Source organism: Bacteroides congonensis (assembly GCF_900130125.1).
GTDB lineage: Bacteria > Bacteroidota > Bacteroidia > Bacteroidales > Bacteroidaceae > Bacteroides > Bacteroides congonensis.
This window is the reverse complement of record NZ_FQXY01000007.1, coordinates 274,810-293,274: the sequence shown is the minus strand read 5'-3', so window position 1 is coordinate 293,274 and position 18,465 is coordinate 274,810. Positions and strand designations below refer to the sequence as shown.

The window sequence follows — 18,465 nt, the reverse complement described above, 5'->3', positions numbered from 1 at the left end:
TAGCTTATTGGGGCAGGAAATAAAACAGACGTTCCGTTTGGGGGAAACAGAGCGTCTGTTTGGGGTGAACAGAGCCTTCGTTCGGACGAATCAGAGACTCCGTTTAGGGACGAAAAAACGGATATTTGTGCGTAACGCTTTGCGTAACACCTTTTTCTTCTTGTAAGTGGTTGTGCCATTGATTGTTACATATGTCAAGAAAAAATACGCGTAACGCTTAGCGTAACACATTATAAACAATAAATAATAAAATATATATTTAAAAATATATAGTTCGATTTTCCGTTTATTCCTTGCCGGCGTTTACATTATCAACTTCACGGTCGGCAGTTGTCGGCAGTTTGATGACGGGCGCTCCCAAACACTGGTAGAGGATGAGTTGCATCTTCGGGCTGACATCTAAAGTTGTCTTTGTGTAACCCGCAGCGCTCATTTGGGCGTATAGCTCGTCGTTGTCTTTGATACAGCTGCGCAGTTTTCTGCTGGCGGAACTGGGAGTTGATAACTCCGGGAAATAGTTTACCGCTAAGTCCGAGAAGTGCATGAAGCCATTAATACAGTAGCCATTGTTGGCTGATTCATGAGTTGTCATGATTCTATTTGTTTTAAATTAAAATAACAATAGGACTCTTTGTCCTAAAAACTGTGCAAATGTAAGCAAATATTTCTGATAGATGTACTTCAAACCGTAAGTTTTTATTTTATGTTTTTTGTGTATGTAAAATTTAATATGTGTATTTTTGGAATTACTAAAAGTAATTTTTTTATTTGTAAGTATTGATTATTGAAAATAATTTTATGAAAAATGAAAATTTAATTTCGTTTATGAGACAAGTATCCCAAGGCTTGGAAGTCAGTGGCAAACTGGGGACTGCCCATGTGTATAAGAGTACACTGAATGTGATTGTAGCTTTCCGGGGGAAGGATTATTTGCCGTTTCGGGCAGTGACTTCCGAATGGTTGAAGTGTTTTGAAAATAGTCTTCGCGCGCGCGGATGCAGTTGGAACACGGTGTCTACTTATATGCGTACGTTGCGTGCCGTCATCAACCGTGCGGTAGACCAGCGGAAAGCGGCATATGTGCCGCGCCTGTTCAGTGCGGTATATACGGGTACGCGTGCCGACCGTCACCGTGCGTTGGACGACGAGGATATGAAGAAAATGTTCGCTTACCTGGCTCCTGAGAACATTACTTCCGGTATGAGATGCGCGCGGGAGTGTTTTATTCTGATGTTTCTGCTACGCGGATTGCCTTTTGTCGATCTGGCATATTTGCGTAAGCACGACTTGCAAGGAAATGTCATAACTTATCGTCGGCGTAAGACCGGTCGTCCCCTGTCCGTGACGCTGACACCGGAAGCTATGCTACTGTTGGAGAAATATAGGAATCCCGATGCAGCGTCTCCTTATCTGTTTCCGATTCTCTTGAGTGGGGAAGGGACAAAGGAAGCGTATCGGGAATATCAATTGGCGTTGCGCAACTTCAATCATCAACTGGAACTGCTCGGACAATTGCTGGGACTTAAAAATAAGCTGAGTTCATATACCGCCCGCCACACCTGGGCTACAACGGCTTATTATTGCGAGATACATCCGGGAATCATTTCCGAAGCAATGGGACATTCGTCCATCACCGTGACGGAGACATATCTGAAGCCGTTCAAAAATAAGAAAATTGATGAAGCGAACAAACAGGTTATTGACTTTGTGAAACGCTCGGTGGTGGGGATAAATACTTGGAATTAAGTCTGTTACTTCCTAGGTAACGGGTTTTGAATATCGGTGCAAATATGAGCATATTTCTTAAAACAACCAAACGAAATCATACATTTTTTCTAATAAATTACTCAAAACAGGAATAAGACAAACGAAACAAGTGGATTCTCTGTATTAGGACTTTGTTAACTTCTAAATATTACACAAGATTTCCCGCCCCTCTGCCGCTTTCCAGAAGCAGGGGTAAAGAAAATATCCCATAATGTCTTATTTTTCCGTATTGACTACTCCTGAAGAGCAGGTACAAAGGTTTTCCCGTTACCTAGGAAGTAACGGGAAGTCTATTATTGAAACTTAGTGTTTAATAATATATTATTAATGTAATTTTTAAGTAGTTATGAAAAGAAAATTTGTAAAAGTGATGTTCTTCGGGGCGCTGGCACTTTCTACTGTCACCTACGTAGGTTGTAAGGACTATGATGATGATGTGAAAGGGCTGCAAGAGCAGATTGACACCATCAACAAAAAAGGGGCTGATGTAACAACGGAAGCTATGAAAACTGCTATTAGTAGCGCAGTGGCTGATTTACAGTCTCAACTGGATGCAATAGCAGGCAAAGCAGACAAAACTGCATTGGAAGAACTGAAAGCTGCAGTCCAGAAATTGCAAACAGCGTTAGATGGTAAAGCTTCAAGTGAAGATGTTACTGCATTGAACACAAAACTGGAAGAAGCCATTGGTAAAGTGGACAAATCCATCGCTGATGCAGTAAAAGTGGCAAAAGAACAACTGCAAGCTGACATCGACAAAGTGAAAAAAGATTTGGATAAAGCTGACGAAAAAGCGGAAGAGAATGCCTTGAAATTGGCAGATCTTGAGCAGAAAATGTTGGAACTTGATAAGGCAAGCGGAGAAAGAATTGCTAAACTGGAACTTCAAATTGCTGAATTGGATGGCATAAAGACTAAAATTCAGAATCTAGAAGATGCTAGTGCCAATTTCGCTACAATTGATCAGTTGAATGAATACCTGAAAACTGCAAAGGACTATGTAGATGCTAAAATGCTTGATTATTTGACGTCAGATCAAGTGACTGATAAAGTCAATGCTGTTAAAGAGTACGTAGACGGATCATTCAAAACATCTATTTTAGCTGATATAGAAACAACTTATCTGAGTCTTGATTTATATAATGAAGATATGCAAAAACTTCAAAACCAGATAAGTACATTTGTTGATAGCCAAAGCCAAGAATATAAGAACATATTTGTAGATATTAAGACGTTGATGGACTACAAGACAGATGTTCTTGAAGTTCTTGTCAGCGATTTATCAGATCCGAATAATAATACTATTCAGAAAGCAAATGATTGTTATAATGCCTTGAATGGTATAACAGATGTGAGCGCTGAATTAGCTAAGTGTGCAAAAACGTCAGACTTGTCTGTATATTTGAAATCAGCAGACTTAAACAAGCAGATTGATGAACATCTGAAAACAACCTTCGCTTCTTATAATTCTGAAATTGAATCTATTAAGAACAGTGTATCTACACTTACCGGTGCAGTAAAAGATATGCTGAAGAGCCTTGTTTTCCTTCCACAGGAATATGACGCAAACGGCTTGGTAAGAAAGGTTGAATTTATATCTTACTATACAACTGCTGATGCTGCTACCGCTGTTGATCCTGAATCAGGCTCGTCGGAAACAATTGGCAGCAAACTGATTTCCAATGAAGTGGAAACTAAAGTAAGATTCCGTGTTTCTCCGGCTTCTGCAGTGGATGCATTGGTGGCAGAGGATAGTAAATACACTATCACAACAGATAAGCATATCGTGAAAAGCCGCAGTGTTGGTGAACCGTTTGAAGTTATTGGAGTATCAAAGGTTAAGAAATCGGATACAGAATATGAAGAAGGTGTAATTGAAGTGACTTTGAATATTGGTTCTGCTTCAGAAAGTTATGCTATTGCTTTATATGTAACTGGTAATGATGAAACAACAAAATTGACTGAAATCACTTCTGATTATTTTGCTGCCATCATAGGCAAAAGTTATGTGAAAAAGGTAACTTATTCTAATTCAGCTACAGGTCGTGGTAATGTGATGTATCCGGATAATAAGAACGGATTGTCATTCTTTACTCCCACGGATGAAGACAAAGGCATTGATGGAGCTGACTACTATTTCGTGACATTGAGTGATTTGGATGGATCTAATGAGCAGACCGCACAGCCTTTAAGTAAGATGAATATTCCGACTGAACTTTTTGATGTTACATTTGCATTAGATGGTACTAATAAGGATAACTTTACTTTAACAAACGGTCTTTTGAAATTGAAGGGTGCTGCTGTTTTGCAAGATGAATGTACGGTAACTCCAACTGTAACAATGAAAGCCGGAAATAAGACAGCATCATATACAGGCGATGCTGAAACTGTTACTGTGGAATCTGAAGGTGTTACAGTGAAAAATATTATCCTGAATAATGGACAGAAATGGAATACCGGAGATAAACCATATAATCTTCAAAAGGCTGCAATTGACGAAATTCTGAAAGAAATCAATACGGCTACCGGACAAAATTATGCTAAACTTTCTGAAGTAAGTTTAGCGATAATAAGTGCAGGTGGTTCTATTGAGCATACGGCTGCTGCTGATGGCAAGGTTGATGCTCAAGTGAAGAACGACAATGTAGAAGTAACTGTTAAGGGTGAATTCTCTGGTACTGCTACTCCAAACATCATATTTGATTTTGGAAATACTTTGAAAATAACTGTACCAGTTAGTGTGACAGTGGATAAACCGGTATTCAAAGCTTTAAATCCGGAATCAGCAGTTTGGGATGGTAAGTCTGTAGTGTCAATGACTTCTGCGCTTAGTGGTAATCCTCTTAAAGTTACTTTAACTAAGAATCTAGGAGTATTGTTTGTACAATCAGAATGGACTAATCTTATAAAAGAAGTTGCAGCAGGCAATGTTGAGCTTAAGACTGTACTTACAGCAGGTGATAAAACAGGTAATGACGTTGGTACTATTGCAACTTCAGGAGATAAAAATGAAATATATACATTCACTAACGATCCTGCTAACACTAATGAGGTAACTGTGAAATTTGTATTGTATTGTGGAGATGAAACTAAACCGGCAGATGAAATTGCTACTGTTGGAACAGTTAAACTTACTGCTCCTGATATGACAGGCGATTTGCAGGTTCCTGAAGAGACAGTAATTGAGAAGAAAGCATTGACTGAAAGTACAAAACTGTTGGATGGTTTCACATGGAATGATTCAAGAGGAAAAGAAATGTGGCCTACGCCTACGGAAGAGAATTTTGGAACCAAGATTGCTGCTGATGCGTTAGCTATTTATGGCTTGAGCATGACATATACAGTTGTTGAAGGCAGTAACCGTACTGATTTTGAAAAATATTTTGATACTACTGATGGCTATACCAATGGTGTATTGACTGAAGATGCAGTTAAGGATATTAAATTGAATAGTGATTTCTTGAAAATTATGGATGGTGGTCTTATTGCACCTATTACGGTAAAAATTGATGTTAAGGCTACTTCTGCTTGGGGACAGGTAATAGAGAATGGAACTACTACCATGACTATCACATATCCGATTGGTACTAAGAAATAAACTCATAAATTGAGAATATTTCTCTATAATACAAGCATCTCCCCTCTATTGACGTTAGGTGTTAGCAAGAGTGGGAGATAGCTTTTAAAAAACAGACTTATACTAGTCTGAATTAATAAATCTATCTTCATGTAATAGTATGAAGATGTTTTCCTGAGTACTCAGATGGAAAGTTCATGCTTGTGAAAGTATATCTTTTTTGTCTGATACTTAGAAAGGAAGATGTCTCCCTTATTTCCCACAGACATCTTCTTTTATATTCTCGAAGCATCTTCCGTATTGCGCTAGAATTAATATGCTAGTCCCTTATTTCCCTATAGATAAGAAGATGTTTTGAGAACACAGAAAGCCCGGGCTTGTGAAAGTCCGGGCTTTTTTGATTATAATGGTGATTTCCAAAACTTCTTTTGTATCTTATTCTAAGGCGACCCGTTGAAACGAGTCAGGTTACAAATCCCGCTGATAAGCCAGATAAATGTTTCGGGGTATAACCCTAAAAAACTTATATCTATCAGATGTTTTTCGGGGTATAACCCTAAATGATTTGGAGAAAAGGAGTATATTTGTGGTTAGAAGTGTAAATTAACAATATTGGAAGCTATGATTGAGAGAGACTTATACATGAGACAAATTATTCCTTTTATAGACCAGCCGTTCGTAAAAGTGATTGCAGGTATCCGTCGCTGTGGGAAATCTGTGGTTCTTCAACAGATTCAGAATGAGCTCTTGAAGAGAGGTGCGGATAAAGAACACATCATTTATATGAACTTTGAAAGTTTTGAATGGATAGATATTACGGATGCCAAATCGTTGTATGCTTATATGAGCGAAAAGATAAAAGGGGGGATTGGGAAATATTATATCCTATTGGATGAGATACAAGAAGTGGAGCATTGGGAAAAAGCTGTCAATTCATTCATGGTGGATTGGGAAGTAGATATTTATGTGACAGGCTCCAACTCTCGCATGCTCTCATCCGAATTGTCCACTTATTTGGCGGGACGGTATGTAGATGTCCATATCATGACGCTTTCTTTCAAAGAATATTTGGATTTTCACGGGTTGTCGGCTTCCGCAATGGGCCGGACGGATTTGCGGGAAGAATTCAAGAAATATCTGCGTATGGGCGGTTTTCCTGCTATCCACACGGCGCACTACCCTTATGAAGCTATTTACAAGATAGTATATGACATCTATTCCTCTGTAATATTGCGTGATACGGTACAACGTCATGGCATCCGCAATGTCGATTTGTTGGAACGTATTGTCCGGTTCGTTTTTGACAATATCGGTAACAGGTTAAATGCCAAGAATATTGCCGACTATTTTAAGAATCAGCAGCGAAAAGTGGATATTAATACCATTTATAACTATTTGAATGCGCTCGAGAGTGCTTTCATTATCCAACGTGTGCAACGCTATGACATCAAAGGCAAGGAGTTGTTGCAAACCAATGAGAAATATTTTGTAAGCGACTTGTCTATAATCTATGCGGTGATGGGTTATAAAGACCGTTTGATAGCCGGAGCATTGGAGAATCTGATTTATGCGGAGATGAAACGTCGCGGATATAATGTTTATATTGGCAAGCAGGATGAGAAAGAAGTGGATTTTGTGGCTTTGCGTCGTGAAGAGAAAATTTATGTTCAAGTGACTTATCTGTTGGCATCGCAGGCTACCGTTGACAGGGAATACGCTCCTTTGCTGGCTATTGCTGATCATTATCCCAAATATGTAGTGAGTATGGATGAACTGTGGCAAGATAATATAGAAGGAGTGAAACATAGGCATATCGCTGAATTCCTGTTAGAAGAAAATTGGGGATGATAATACTAAAAAAGGCGACTCGTCGCAACGGGCCGCCTTTTCTGTATAGTATATCAAAATATGTATAAAATTTAAGTTTCTTCGCACACTACCATTTTCATCCCTTGATAAACGACTATGATTTTGTGTAGAGTCGTTGTTCCGATTGCCTTTTGCACCGTTTCACTGGCAGCATAGCGGTTGGCTTGTGCGATAGCTTCCTGTCGGAGTTGTTCCACCTTTTCATCACTGTCCTTTCCTTTGGCATACTTTAATTCTATAATGTAGGAATGAAGCATGTCTTGGTAGATTTCCAATAGGGGGGACATGAAAATATCGGCATATCCTTCCTGGTTATCTTGTTCGGAGATGGGGCGATAAAAACGGTTTTGGGCGGTCATAGCTAATGTGAATCCATGTACGTATGCTTCACCCTTCTGCTTGTCACGCTGGGAAGAGTATCGGTGCAGGCATTCGGCAATATAGTCGAAATAGGCTTTCCAGTCGCCATCATAAGCCATCGCCGAGGCGAGTTCCCCCTTCTCCCAATTATCAAAACGGAGGTTTGCTTCGTTGTAGGTATCCAATAAGTAACTGTACAACTGTTCGCGCACCACCTGATTGGGGATAGTCAATACTGTTTTACCACGTTTGGTTCCACTGATAGTCAACATTCCGAAGTAGAACAACAGGCTGACAAAGTTATCCGGTTCTGCAACCGATTCGGCAGGAAATCCGGTTTTTAGTTCACCGGTGATATATCCTTGCTGTACCAATGTCTGGATGGTCGAGGCATCATGGGCAAATTCTTTGTCTTTGCGGATAAGCATCCGTAGTTTGTTATAATCTACACGGATATTTTCTTCTACCATATTACGGGGCATTTCTCCGCCGTTACGAATGTAATTATCTACGAAGTAGAGTACCATATTTGAGTTGTACATCGTTGTCCTGCCATAACTGTTCTCCGAAAAGCAGTAGTTGTCATACCACGGTTTCATTGTTTCTATCAACTTGTCGGTAGAATGATGGAACTCGCAAGTAGTGGCATAATAATCCAACATCGCCCGTACTTCTTCTTCGGTGAATCCGGTCATTTCGTTAAATTCAGCAGAGAGCGAATAGTTGGTACCGATGTTGAATCCACTGGTCAGGTCGTCCATAGTGACGGGACTGACACCTGTCACGAAGCATCGTTTGATAGTGGAATCCGTGCCTGCTTTCACCGTATCGAAGAAGCTGCGCAGATAACCGGTTCCGTGTGTCTCGCTCTTATAATCTTCGAGACAGGAAGGCTCGGACAGAATCTTGTTTGTGAAGTGGTCGTATTCATCAATGAACAGATAAATCTGTTGATTGGTTTTGACGCATTCTTTATATAGATAATCCAGTTGCTCTACAGCGCCTTTCTTCTTATTCATTTCTTCCTTTATTCCCTCGGGAAGATATTGGGCATATACATCGCAGAAAAAGTTGAACTCAGTGTTGCAATGTGCGTCTAATGACTGTCGGTAACTTTTCAGTTCGGCGTTTACTACGGCAAAGTTCAGGTAAATAATGAGATATGAATTTCGTTCGGGAGTGGGATGCTTTCCTATATACAGGCCGCCATACCATTTCTCAAACTTATCTGCTTCCAATATATTATAATAATGTCGGAGCATAGAGATTGTCAAGCTCTTTCCGAACCTGCGCGGACGGATATAGAAGAAATACTTGTTCGCATTCTCTATGAGAGGGATATAATGTGTCTTGTCCACGTAATAACAGTCATCTTCGCGGACATCGATAAAGTTCATCATTCCATACGGAATACGCTTGCGCTTTGCAGGTAGGTTCATAACTCTTTCATTTTCTCACAAAAATAAGAATAAAAAATGAGATTTCCGGTGATTGTACGATACAAAAAGGCGACCCGTTGCAACGAGCCGCCTTTTCTGTCTATTTGATTTCGAATTCTTCCTTCATGTCGATTTCCTCTCCATGTGTATCATAGAACACATATTGCAGGAATGCGAGTTTCTGACTTGGAATAATCTTGATACCGAATCCGTACTTCATCTGCCACTTCCGTTTCAGGGAAACGAGTCCCTGGTTGATGTAAGCGGCCACATACGGATGGACGTGTAACGAGAATTTCTTAACCTTCAGTTTATTGACCAGGTAATCAATTTTACTCTCCAAAGTGTCCGTAAAGAGAATGGACGACTTGATAGTGCCTTTGCCGAAGCAAGTAGGGCAGGTTTCGGTCGTGTTGACGTCCATTGCCGGACGCACACGCTGGCGTGTAATCTGCATCAGCCCGAATTTGCTGAGCGGCAGAATATTATGCCGTGCCCTGTCTTTCTGCATATTGGCACACATTCGTTCATAAAGCTTCTGACGGTTTTCGGCTTCATTCATGTCGATGAAGTCCACGACGATGATACCACCCATATCCCTTAACCGCAGTTGGCGCGCCAGTTCGTCGGCGGCTCCCAGGTTTACTTCGAGTGCGTTGCCTTCCTGTCCGTTGGCATTCTTGGTGCGGTTACCGCTGTTCACGTCTACTACGTGAAGCGCCTCAGTATGCTCAATAATCAGATAAGCACCACTCTTGTAAGAGATAGTTTTACCAAACGATGATTTAATCTGCTTGGTGATACCGAAATTGTCGTAAATGGGAAGCTGGCCTTTGTACAGTTTCACGATATTAGCCCGGTCGGGCGCAATCAGTGATACGTAGTCTTTGATTTCATTGTACACAGCCTCGTCGTTGACGTGAATATTCTCAAAAGAAGGGTTGAAGAGGTCGCGCAACAAACCTACGGCACGACTGGTTTCTTCATAAATCAACGTCGGATACTTGGTGGCTTTCTGTACTTTTGCCATCGCATCTTCCCAATGCTTTACCAGGACTTTAAGCTCTCCGTCGAGTTCGGCTACGCGTTTGCCTTCGGCTACCGTGCGGACGATGACACCGAAGTTTTTCGGCTTGATGCTCATCAGCAGTTGTTTCAGGCGGGCGCGTTCTTCGCTCGATTTAATTTTTTGTGATACGGAAACCTTGTCGTTGAAAGGGATGAGCACGAGGTAACGTCCGGCAAATGAAATTTCGGAAGTCAGTCGCGGCCCTTTCGTGGAGATCGGTTCCTTTACGATTTGCACCACTACTTCTTGTCCCACCTTGAGTGTGTTGGATACAGTTCCATCCTTGTCGAGGTCGGGAAGCAGGGTTGCCTTGCTGATGGAGGCCAGCTTCTTTTTGTCGCTTAAAGTCTGCTTTACAAACTTTTCGAGTGAGTTAAATTGAGGACCCAAGTCAAGATAATGAAGGAAAGCGTCTTTCTCGTAACCGACGTCTACAAAGCATGCATTCAGTCCGGGCATCAATTTCTTGATACGTCCCAAATACATATTGCCCACAGAAAAGGAAATGTTTCTTCCTTCGCTCTGAAGTTCTACCAGGCTCTTGTCTTCGAGAAGGGCGATGGACACCTCTTTGGGCTGTACGTCAACTACTAGTTCACTTGTCACTGTTTTGTTTCCTTATTATTGGTTGAATCTCATTTATATGAACAACTTTTTTGACAAATTGTTCATTTTGGGTTAGCTACTTAAACAAAGAACAAACTTGAAAGACATTGGCTTCGCAAGTTTGTTCTTTATTTCTGTGTGATCCAGACTTAAAAATTATTTTTTGCTTTTATGTCTGTTCTTTCTTAGTCTTTTTTTACGCTTGTGCGTAGACATTTTATGTCTTTTTTTCTTTTTTCCGCTTGGCATAGCTTCACATTTTATGGGTTAATACTCTTGTTTATTATTTCTTTACTGAAATTGTAAATGTCTTAGCCGGTTTGAAAGCCGGAATGTTGTGCTCGGGGATGATAATCGTAGTATTCTTAGAAATATTACGAGCAGTTTTCTGTGCTCTTTTCTTCACTACGAAACTACCGAACCCACGCAAATATACATTCTCGTCGTTTGACAATGAATCTTTTACAGCGTCCATGAATGCTTCAACTGTTGTAAGAACTGTCTGCTTGTCAATCCCAGTTTTCTTTGTAATCTCGTTTACAATATCTGCTTTAGTCATTTTTCCTTAAAAAAATATTATTACTATTATGTTATTGCTAATTTTTTGGACTGCAAATATATAGCTTTTTAAGCTCCTAAAAAAATATATTATGCACATTTTTCTAAAAAAATGGTGGCGTTGAGTTTTCTTAGAGCCAAAAGAGTTACTTTTGTGTGGCTTTTGAACAGCATATACAAGATAAATGTTAGATGATACATGATGACCGGGCCTATGAACAAGTTCAATGAAACAATTATAGAGTGGTATAAAGAGAATAAGCGTGAGCTGCCCTGGCGGGAGTCTTCCGATCCGTATCTGATATGGATTTCGGAGATTATCCTTCAGCAGACACGTGTGGTGCAGGGGTATGATTATTTTATGCGTTTCATCAAGCGCTTTCCCGATGTGCGGACGTTGGCTGACGCAGACGAGGACGAGGTGATGAAATATTGGCAGGGATTGGGATATTATTCACGTGCCCGGAATCTTCACGCTGCCGCAAAAAGCATGAATGGAGTTTTCCCGAAAACGTATCCGGAAGTGTTGGCTTTGAAAGGAGTGGGGGAGTATACGGCGGCGGCCATCTGCTCGTTTGCTTATGGCATGCCTTATGCGGTGGTGGACGGAAATGTGTATCGTGTGCTTTCACGTTATTTCGGCATTGACACGCCGATTGATTCGACAGAGGGAAAGAAACTTTTTGCAGGGTTGGCGGACGAGATGCTGGATAGAAAACAGCCGGCTCTCTACAATCAGGGAATTATGGATTTCGGAGCGATTCAGTGTACGCCGCAATCACCTGATTGTTTGTTTTGCCCGTTGGTGGATAGTTGTTCGGCTCTTGCGAAAGGGTTGGTTGCCAAGCTGCCTGTGAAGCGGCATAAGACGAAAACGACGAACCGTTATTTCAATTATATTTATGTACGTGCGGGCGCGCATACCTTTATAAATAAGCGGACGGCAGATGATATTTGGAAGAACCTGTTTGAACTACCTTTGATAGAAACTCCGGTGGCTGTGCCGGAAGAAGATTTTTTAGCTTTGCCTGAATTTCGGGCGTTTTTTGCGCCGGGGGAGCAGCCGGTAGTCCGTTCGGTGTGCAGGGAAGTGAAGCATGTATTGTCCCATCGGGTGATTTATGCTAATTTCTATGAAGTGACATTGCCCGGAGAAACGGCTTCTTTCAGTAAGTTTCAGAAAATAAAGGCGGAAGAATTGGAGCAATATGCTGTTTCAAGGTTGGTGCACGCTTTTATTGAGAAGTATATTGATTCGAAATAAAAGTTACAACAATTCTTGCATCCTATTGTTATTCTGTTTAATTTTGGCAGCGCATTTGAAACTAAGAATTATAAACTTGATACATATATGTCAGTAAATAAAGTGATATTGATAGGAAACGTGGGACAAGATCCGCGGGTGAAATATTTCGATACAGGCTCGGCTGTGGCAACTTTTCCGTTAGCTACGACAGACCGTGGCTATACATTGCAAAATGGAACCCAAATTCCTGAAAGAACGGAGTGGCATAATATCGTTGCATCCAACCGTCTGGCTGAGATTGTGGATAAATATGTGCACAAAGGTGACAAATTGTATCTGGAAGGAAAGATTAGAACACGTTCTTACAGTGACCAGTCGGGAGCTATGCGCTATATCACCGAGATTTATGTGGATAATATGGAAATGCTGTCTCCGAAAGGCGCTAATCCGGGAGTTGCTGCTTCTGCACAACAGCCTGCCGCCGGCCAGCCGCAGCAAATGCAACAGCAATCACAACAGACGCAGCAATCGCAAGCCCAGCCTGTACAAGATAATCCGGCAGATGACTTGCCGTTCTAGTAATGTGATAGTGTGCCAATAGGTTTTCGCGAGCAGATTGGCACATTGTCTTTTGTTAAACTAAAATATATACTCTTTGGACTCAGATGGTTATTTAAGCCAATTGGCTGACATTTTCAACGGTATTACCGTAAACACTCCTTCTATCTCTGCTATTATTGCCATAGTACTGGCAGGTGTGCTCCTGCTGGCTTCCGGTTTTGCTTCGGCTTCTGAAATCGCTTTTTTCTCGCTTTCTCCTTCAGACCGGAATGATATTGATGAACGGAATCATACTTCCGATGATAAAATAAGTGCCCTTCTTGGCAATTCCGAACGTCTCCTGGCGACGATACTGATTACTAATAATTTTGTGAACGTAACCATTATCATGCTCTGCAACTTCTTCTTTATGAATGTTTTTGTATTTCATTCTCCGTTGGCAGAGTTCTTGATACTGACTGTGATACTGACTTTTCTGTTGCTCCTGTTCGGCGAAATCATGCCGAAGATTTATTCTGCACAGAAGACATTGGCTTTCTGCCGTTTCTCCGCGCCGGGCATTTATTACCTGGAAAAGATATTTTATCCGATAGCTACTGTCCTGGTACGCTCTACTGCTTTTCTGAACAAGCATTTTGCCAAGAAAAGCCATAATATTTCAGTTGACGAACTGTCACATGCATTGGAGCTTACGGATAAAGCGGAACTTACCGAAGAGAATAATATCCTGGAAGGAATTATCCGTTTTGGCGGAGAAACCGTGAAAGAAGTGATGACATCACGCCTGGATATGGTCGATTTGGATATTCGCACGTCTTTCAAGGAAGTGATGCAATGTATCATTGAAAATGCTTATTCGCGTATTCCTGTCTTTGCCGGTTCGAGGGATAATATCAAGGGGGTGTTGTATATCAAAGACCTTCTGCCTCATGTGAGCAAGGGGGATAATTTCCGTTGGCAGTCGTTGATCCGGCCTGCGTATTTTGTGCCGGAGACGAAGATGATTGATGATTTGCTGCGTGATTTCCAGGCGAATAAGATTCATATTGCTATCGTTGTGGATGAATTTGGCGGAACTTCCGGACTGGTGACGATGGAAGATATTATCGAGGAAATTGTAGGGGAGATTCATGACGAGTATGACGATGAAGAACGTACATATGTCGTGCTGAATGACCATACCTGGATATTCGAGGCAAAAACGCAGTTGACGGATTTCTATAAGATTGCGAAAGTAAGCGAAGATGAATTTGAGAAAGTGGTAGGGGATGCCGATACATTGGCGGGTATGTTGCTCGAAATTAAAGGCGAATTCCCGGCATTGCACGAGAAAGTGACTTACCACAATTATGAGTTTGAAGTCTTGGAGATGGATAGCCGCCGGATTCTGAAAGTCAAGTTTACGATTCTGCCTGACGATACGGAAACATCGGAAGAAAAAGAATAAGTCATGAAGGAATAATCACGGAAGGACAATCCCAAGAGAATAATTACGGAAATATAATTTCAACCAAGCATAAGATGGCGTTATTCCTGCAAAGTAGAACCAATGATATACAGTGGGCTGTATGGAAGATGGAAGAATCTTTGGATACATTACTGGCTCTTCTGCCCGAAGCGCGAAGAATTTCCTGTGAGCAGGAACTGAACCGTTTTGTCTCTGAACGCCGGAAGATGGAATGGACATCTGTTCGTGTGCTGCTGTATTCAATGCTTCGGGAAGATAAGGAAATTGCTTATTCTTCAGAAGGCAAACCTTATCTGGCCGATCATTCTTTCTTTATCAGTATTTCTCATACGAAAGGGTATGTGGCTGTGATACTTGGTTCTCAGGCTCCTGTTGGCATTGATATTGAGCAATACGGTCAACGGGTTCATCGGGTGGCCGACCGTTATATCCGTCCCGACGAGCAGGTAGGAGTTTATAAAGATGATACAGTATGGGGACTGTTGCTGCACTGGTCTGCAAAAGAAGCTATCTTTAAACGGATGGAAAATGCCGACGCCGATCTCCGCAAACTCCGTTTGACACAGTTTGTTCCTCAGGAAGAAGGTACGTTTCAAGTTCAGGAGTTCGTGACGGAACAGCAAAAACTCTATACAACGGGTTATCGCATCCATCCGGATTTTGTGCTGACATGGACTCTGGATTGAATATAAAATAAAAGAGAAACGGTGAATAATGAATGGGAAATTTCCCTTCTTATTCACCGTTTCTCTTTTGGTTACTTATTTTTCCTTACTTATCTTTTCTTGCTTGCCGGGCTTTTTCTCATTCAGCCGGTAGCTTAATGCTCCTGACGGACATTTGCTGATTTGTGCAATTAATTCTTCCGTTGTCGCATTCTCAATTTGCACCCACGGCCTTTCTTTCGGATGATAGACGTTGGGTAACATCTTTACGCATATTCCGGCATGCTGGCATAATTCCGGCTGCCATACAATAGTCAGTTCGCCATTGGTATATTCAACTTTCTTTCCCATAGCTATACTTATTTAATGTGAATACCACGCATTACAATTCTCTTCCATTCAGGATGCTTATGGATATATCCGGCCACAAACGGGCAGAGCGGCACCAGGCGTAAACCTTGTTTCTCTATGTCCGTCAATACCTTTTCAGCAAGTTGCGAACCGATTCCTCTTCCGCCCAGTGAAGCAGGTACTTCCGTGTGAACGAGATAGATTTCTCCGTTATTTGATTTAATATAGTCTATTTCAGCTATCTTGCCATCAATCTGAAATTCATACCGATGTTTTTCTTCGTTGTCTATTAATTTATAATCTTCTGCCATAATTTTTACGTATTAAGTTTGAGCGATTATAATATAAACACTTTGGAAGAACTTTTGTTTATACGGACAATTGTTGACGGAGATAACTTTTCCTGTTTATATGGGCTTTCCTTGTTTACACGGACTTTTCCTGTTTATACTGACAACCTTTCTAGCTGGACTGTGAAATGTCGCATCAACGGAGCTTCCCAAGCGATACGTACTCCGCGGGTAATGCTTTCTCTTCGTTCATATACATTTTTGAGGGCGGCTATTACGTTCATATGATTGTCAGTGTACACTCTGCGGGGGATGGCAAGACGTAGTAAATCGAGTCCGTTGAATCGGTTTTCATGAGTAACCGGGTCACGGTCGGCAAGAATATAGCCGATTTCGCATCCACGGATACCGGCTTCCAGATAGAGCTCAACAGTCAGTGTCTGTGCCGGAAATTCTTCCTTGGGTACGTGTGTCAGCACTTTGGGCGCATCGATGAAAATGGCATGACCGCCGGCAGGACGCTGATAGGGGATTCCGTATTCATCCAGTTTCTTTGCCAGGTATTCCACTTGCTTGATACGTGTTTCTAGATTATCGAATTCGGTATTTTCATCCAGTCCGATGGCGAGTGCGTTCATGTCCCGTCCGTTCATTCCACCGTAAGTGAGATATCCTTCGTATTGTACGCAGAAACCTTTTGCGCCTTCATACCAGTCTTCACGCCGTGTGGCTATGAATCCGCCCATATTGACGATTCCGTCTTTTTTGGCGCTCATTGTCATGCCGTCGGCAAGGGCAAACATCTCTCGTGTAATTTCCTTAATAGATTTATCCCGATAACCTTCTTCGCGCATTTTGATGAAGTAAGCATTTTCAGCAAAGCGGGCGGAATCGAAAAGTACCGGTTTGCCGTATTTATCGGCAATGGCTCGTACTTCGCGTAAGTTCTGCATAGATACGGGCTGTCCGCCGGCTGTGTTGTTGGTAATGGTTACGATGATAAAAGGGATGCGTTCGGCGTATTGAGTCAGAGCTTTCTGTAATTTATCAGGGTCTACATTTCCTTTGAAGGGGATTTCAAGTTGTGTCTCTTTGGCGGCATCAATGGTACAGTCTAGTGCGGTGGCATGACGTCCTTCGATATGTCCTTTGGTGGTGTCGAAGTGTGAATTGCCGGGTACGATGTCTCCTTCGTGCACAAGATAGGAGAAAAGGACATTTTCTGCGGCACGTCCCTGGTGAGTCGGAATGATATATTCAAATCCGGTCAGTTTCGTAATCATCTCTTTCAATTTGAAGAATGATGTCGCACCGGCATAACTTTCATCACCGAGCATCATTCCCGCCCATTGGCGGTCGCTCATGGCTCCTGTTCCTGAGTCGGTGATGAGGTCTATATAAACTTGTTCTGATTTGAGTTGGAAGACGTTGTAATGTGCTTCTTTAATCCATTGCTCGCGTTCTTCACGAGTACTTTTACGGATGGGTTCTACCATCTTTATTTTCCATGATTCAGCAAAAGGTAATTCCATTGTAGTATATTTAAGTGTTTTGTGCGACGAATGTAGCTAAAACTGCTTTAAATACCAAAAGAATGATAGCTTTTTGTTAGAAAATAATGGACGAAAAATGTATTCGTAGAGAAATGTATAAAGAAAGAGTAGAAACTTTAGGCAAAGAGAAAGAATCTGAAATGATAAAAGAGCTAAACTTTTGAAATAAGAAGTTTAGCTCTTTTCTTTTAGATAAAGAATAAATTCAATTATGTAATATGATTATTCGAACGATTTCTTGTTATTAGTTGTAAGATATCGGGGATAAATATAAAATTGATAGTTTGGCAGAAAAATGTTTTATTTTTCTATTAGAGTAATGTCATCAAGACAAAAATATTTACTTGTATTCATGTATTGATCCATATCAGTAGAAGTAGGGACAAATTTTATTTTAACAGCTTTATGTAAAGCTGATAAATCGAACCAAATCCAGTCACTTATAGGTTTGTCCGTATTACTCTTATAGTCAGCTAACAAGATCTGAATATTACCAATCTCTTCGTCATTTTCATTGTAACCAGTTGCAGTTACTGTATATTTATCTCCTTTAACAAAAGGTCTTGCGGTATTGTCGCCTTCAGTCATACCGATGTAAGCGCTAGCGCTATTAGTAATCCAAGCCCCTTTTATACTATAGTTAGGATCATTGATAGTCATGATTGCTAACGTACTGCCAAATTCTGCATCACTGTATGTACTTAAATAAACTTTTCCAGTTTTGGCTTTTCCGCATTGTGGCTGTGCATTGTAGGGATGATTAGTTTTATTCATATAAGTAAATCCTGCAAAACTGTATCCACTTCCCCAGTCAGCATAGAAGTGATCAAATGTGACAAGTCCTTTGGGATCTGTGATTGAGTACTTGTACATAGAGTATGGATCGGAAGGATTGACTTTGCTTCCCTGGTCAGTAGTAAATTCACTTTCGGTTTCTGTAAGCTGGCTTTCGAAACTAATGACAACTTCTTTTTTATCACCATCTTTTGTTTCATCGTCACTATCACTACATCCGCAAAAAGCGAACACAGATACTAATAAGAATAAAGATAACTTTTTCATGTTTTTGCTCTAATTTTGATTATT

The 18,465-nt window shown here is 41.1% G+C and carries 15 protein-coding genes; 7 read left to right on the top strand and 8 right to left on the bottom strand.

The annotated features are described in order from the left end of the window. Positions 1-286 precede the first annotated feature (286 nt). Positions 287-592, bottom strand: coding sequence for a DUF4248 domain-containing protein (locus BQ7997_RS02550; RefSeq protein WP_073343217.1), 306 nt, complete (start codon positions 590-592; stop codon positions 287-289). 206 nt (positions 593-798) lie between these two features. On the opposite strand from BQ7997_RS02550, the gene BQ7997_RS02545 reads away from it, so the two are divergent. The 3 genes from BQ7997_RS02545 (at position 799) to BQ7997_RS02535 (ending at position 7,192) form a co-directional block, all read left to right on the top strand. Next, positions 799-1,746: a tyrosine-type recombinase/integrase gene (locus tag BQ7997_RS02545; protein ID WP_073343572.1), complete on the top strand. Its 948-nt coding sequence runs from the start codon at positions 799-801 to the stop codon at positions 1,744-1,746. Between the two features lie 367 nt (positions 1,747-2,113). Then, on the top strand, positions 2,114-5,365 hold the full coding sequence (locus BQ7997_RS02540) for a hypothetical protein (RefSeq protein ID WP_139260878.1): 3,252 nt from the start codon (positions 2,114-2,116) through the stop codon (positions 5,363-5,365). 600 nt (positions 5,366-5,965) lie between these two features. Then, complete coding sequence (locus tag BQ7997_RS02535; protein WP_073343569.1) at positions 5,966-7,192, top strand: ATP-binding protein; 1,227 nt, start codon at positions 5,966-5,968, stop codon at positions 7,190-7,192. Between the two features lie 71 nt (positions 7,193-7,263). On the opposite strand, the gene BQ7997_RS02530 is transcribed toward BQ7997_RS02535, so the two are convergent. The 3 genes from BQ7997_RS02530 to BQ7997_RS02520 all read right to left on the bottom strand — a co-directional run bounded on the left by BQ7997_RS02530 (position 7,264) and on the right by BQ7997_RS02520 (position 11,246). Further along, entirely contained in the window at positions 7,264-9,012 is a 1,749-nt protein-coding gene (locus BQ7997_RS02530) for an ATP-binding protein (RefSeq protein WP_073343212.1), read from the bottom strand. Between the two features lie 100 nt (positions 9,013-9,112). Next, the gene (locus tag BQ7997_RS02525; protein WP_073343209.1) at positions 9,113-10,687 is read right to left on the bottom strand and encodes an Rne/Rng family ribonuclease; all 1,575 of its coding nucleotides are present in this window, start codon (positions 10,685-10,687) and stop codon (positions 9,113-9,115) included. 283 nt (positions 10,688-10,970) lie between these two features. Then, a complete protein-coding gene (locus BQ7997_RS02520) occupies positions 10,971-11,246 on the bottom strand; it encodes an HU family DNA-binding protein (protein WP_004300646.1) in 276 nt (91 codons plus the stop codon). Between the two features lie 213 nt (positions 11,247-11,459). Between BQ7997_RS02520 and mutY the strand changes: the two genes are divergently transcribed. From mutY to BQ7997_RS02500, 4 genes are all read left to right on the top strand, one after another. Then, positions 11,460-12,509, top strand: a complete 1,050-nt coding sequence (gene mutY, locus BQ7997_RS02515; RefSeq protein ID WP_073343566.1) for an A/G-specific adenine glycosylase — start codon at positions 11,460-11,462, stop codon at positions 12,507-12,509. Between the two features lie 87 nt (positions 12,510-12,596). Continuing rightward, entirely contained in the window at positions 12,597-13,070 is a 474-nt protein-coding gene (locus tag BQ7997_RS02510; protein ID WP_073343563.1) for a single-stranded DNA-binding protein, read from the top strand. A 76-nt stretch (positions 13,071-13,146) separates the two neighbouring features. Continuing rightward, positions 13,147-14,499, top strand: a complete 1,353-nt coding sequence (locus BQ7997_RS02505) for a gliding motility-associated protein GldE (protein WP_073343206.1) — start codon at positions 13,147-13,149, stop codon at positions 14,497-14,499. A 74-nt stretch (positions 14,500-14,573) separates the two neighbouring features. Beyond that, positions 14,574-15,206: a 4'-phosphopantetheinyl transferase family protein gene (locus BQ7997_RS02500; RefSeq protein WP_073343204.1), complete on the top strand. Its 633-nt coding sequence runs from the start codon at positions 14,574-14,576 to the stop codon at positions 15,204-15,206. Between the two features lie 75 nt (positions 15,207-15,281). On the opposite strand, the gene BQ7997_RS02495 is transcribed toward BQ7997_RS02500, so the two are convergent. The 4 genes from BQ7997_RS02495 to BQ7997_RS02480 all read right to left on the bottom strand — a co-directional run bounded on the left by BQ7997_RS02495 (position 15,282) and on the right by BQ7997_RS02480 (position 18,441). After that, positions 15,282-15,536, bottom strand: coding sequence for a (4Fe-4S)-binding protein (locus tag BQ7997_RS02495; RefSeq protein ID WP_022136814.1), 255 nt, complete (start codon positions 15,534-15,536; stop codon positions 15,282-15,284). A gap of 8 nt (positions 15,537-15,544) precedes the next feature. Beyond that, the gene (locus tag BQ7997_RS02490; RefSeq protein ID WP_022136813.1) at positions 15,545-15,847 is read right to left on the bottom strand and encodes a GNAT family N-acetyltransferase; all 303 of its coding nucleotides are present in this window, start codon (positions 15,845-15,847) and stop codon (positions 15,545-15,547) included. Positions 15,848-15,981: 134 nt separating this feature from the next. Then, positions 15,982-17,358: a tryptophanase TnaA gene (locus BQ7997_RS02485; RefSeq protein WP_073343202.1), complete on the bottom strand. Its 1,377-nt coding sequence runs from the start codon at positions 17,356-17,358 to the stop codon at positions 15,982-15,984. Between the two features lie 321 nt (positions 17,359-17,679). Then, positions 17,680-18,441: a DUF4465 domain-containing protein gene (locus BQ7997_RS02480; protein WP_073343198.1), complete on the bottom strand. Its 762-nt coding sequence runs from the start codon at positions 18,439-18,441 to the stop codon at positions 17,680-17,682. Positions 18,442-18,465 lie beyond the last annotated feature (24 nt).

Excerpts from the sequence above, each read along its gene's own strand:
- BQ7997_RS02520 (WP_004300646.1), bottom strand. The coding sequence starts at position 11,246 with ATGACTAAAGCAGATATTGTAAACGAGATTACAAAGAAAACTGGGATT.
- BQ7997_RS02545 (WP_073343572.1), top strand. The coding sequence starts at position 799 with ATGAAAAATGAAAATTTAATTTCGTTTATGAGACAAGTATCCCAAGGC.
- BQ7997_RS02495 (WP_022136814.1), bottom strand. The coding sequence starts at position 15,536 with ATGGGAAAGAAAGTTGAATATACCAATGGCGAACTGACTATTGTATGG.
- BQ7997_RS02540 (WP_139260878.1), top strand. The coding sequence starts at position 2,114 with ATGAAAAGAAAATTTGTAAAAGTGATGTTCTTCGGGGCGCTGGCACTT.
- mutY (WP_073343566.1), top strand. The coding sequence starts at position 11,460 with ATGAACAAGTTCAATGAAACAATTATAGAGTGGTATAAAGAGAATAAG.
- BQ7997_RS02530 (WP_073343212.1), bottom strand. The coding sequence starts at position 9,012 with ATGAACCTACCTGCAAAGCGCAAGCGTATTCCGTATGGAATGATGAAC.
- BQ7997_RS02500 (WP_073343204.1), top strand. The coding sequence starts at position 14,574 with ATGGCGTTATTCCTGCAAAGTAGAACCAATGATATACAGTGGGCTGTA.
- BQ7997_RS02480 (WP_073343198.1), bottom strand. The coding sequence starts at position 18,441 with ATGAAAAAGTTATCTTTATTCTTATTAGTATCTGTGTTCGCTTTTTGC.
- BQ7997_RS02510 (WP_073343563.1), top strand. The coding sequence starts at position 12,597 with ATGTCAGTAAATAAAGTGATATTGATAGGAAACGTGGGACAAGATCCG.
- BQ7997_RS02490 (WP_022136813.1), bottom strand. The coding sequence starts at position 15,847 with ATGGCAGAAGATTATAAATTAATAGACAACGAAGAAAAACATCGGTAT.
- BQ7997_RS02535 (WP_073343569.1), top strand. The coding sequence starts at position 5,966 with ATGATTGAGAGAGACTTATACATGAGACAAATTATTCCTTTTATAGAC.
- BQ7997_RS02550 (WP_073343217.1), bottom strand. The coding sequence starts at position 592 with ATGACAACTCATGAATCAGCCAACAATGGCTACTGTATTAATGGCTTC.
- BQ7997_RS02485 (WP_073343202.1), bottom strand. The coding sequence starts at position 17,358 with ATGGAATTACCTTTTGCTGAATCATGGAAAATAAAGATGGTAGAACCC.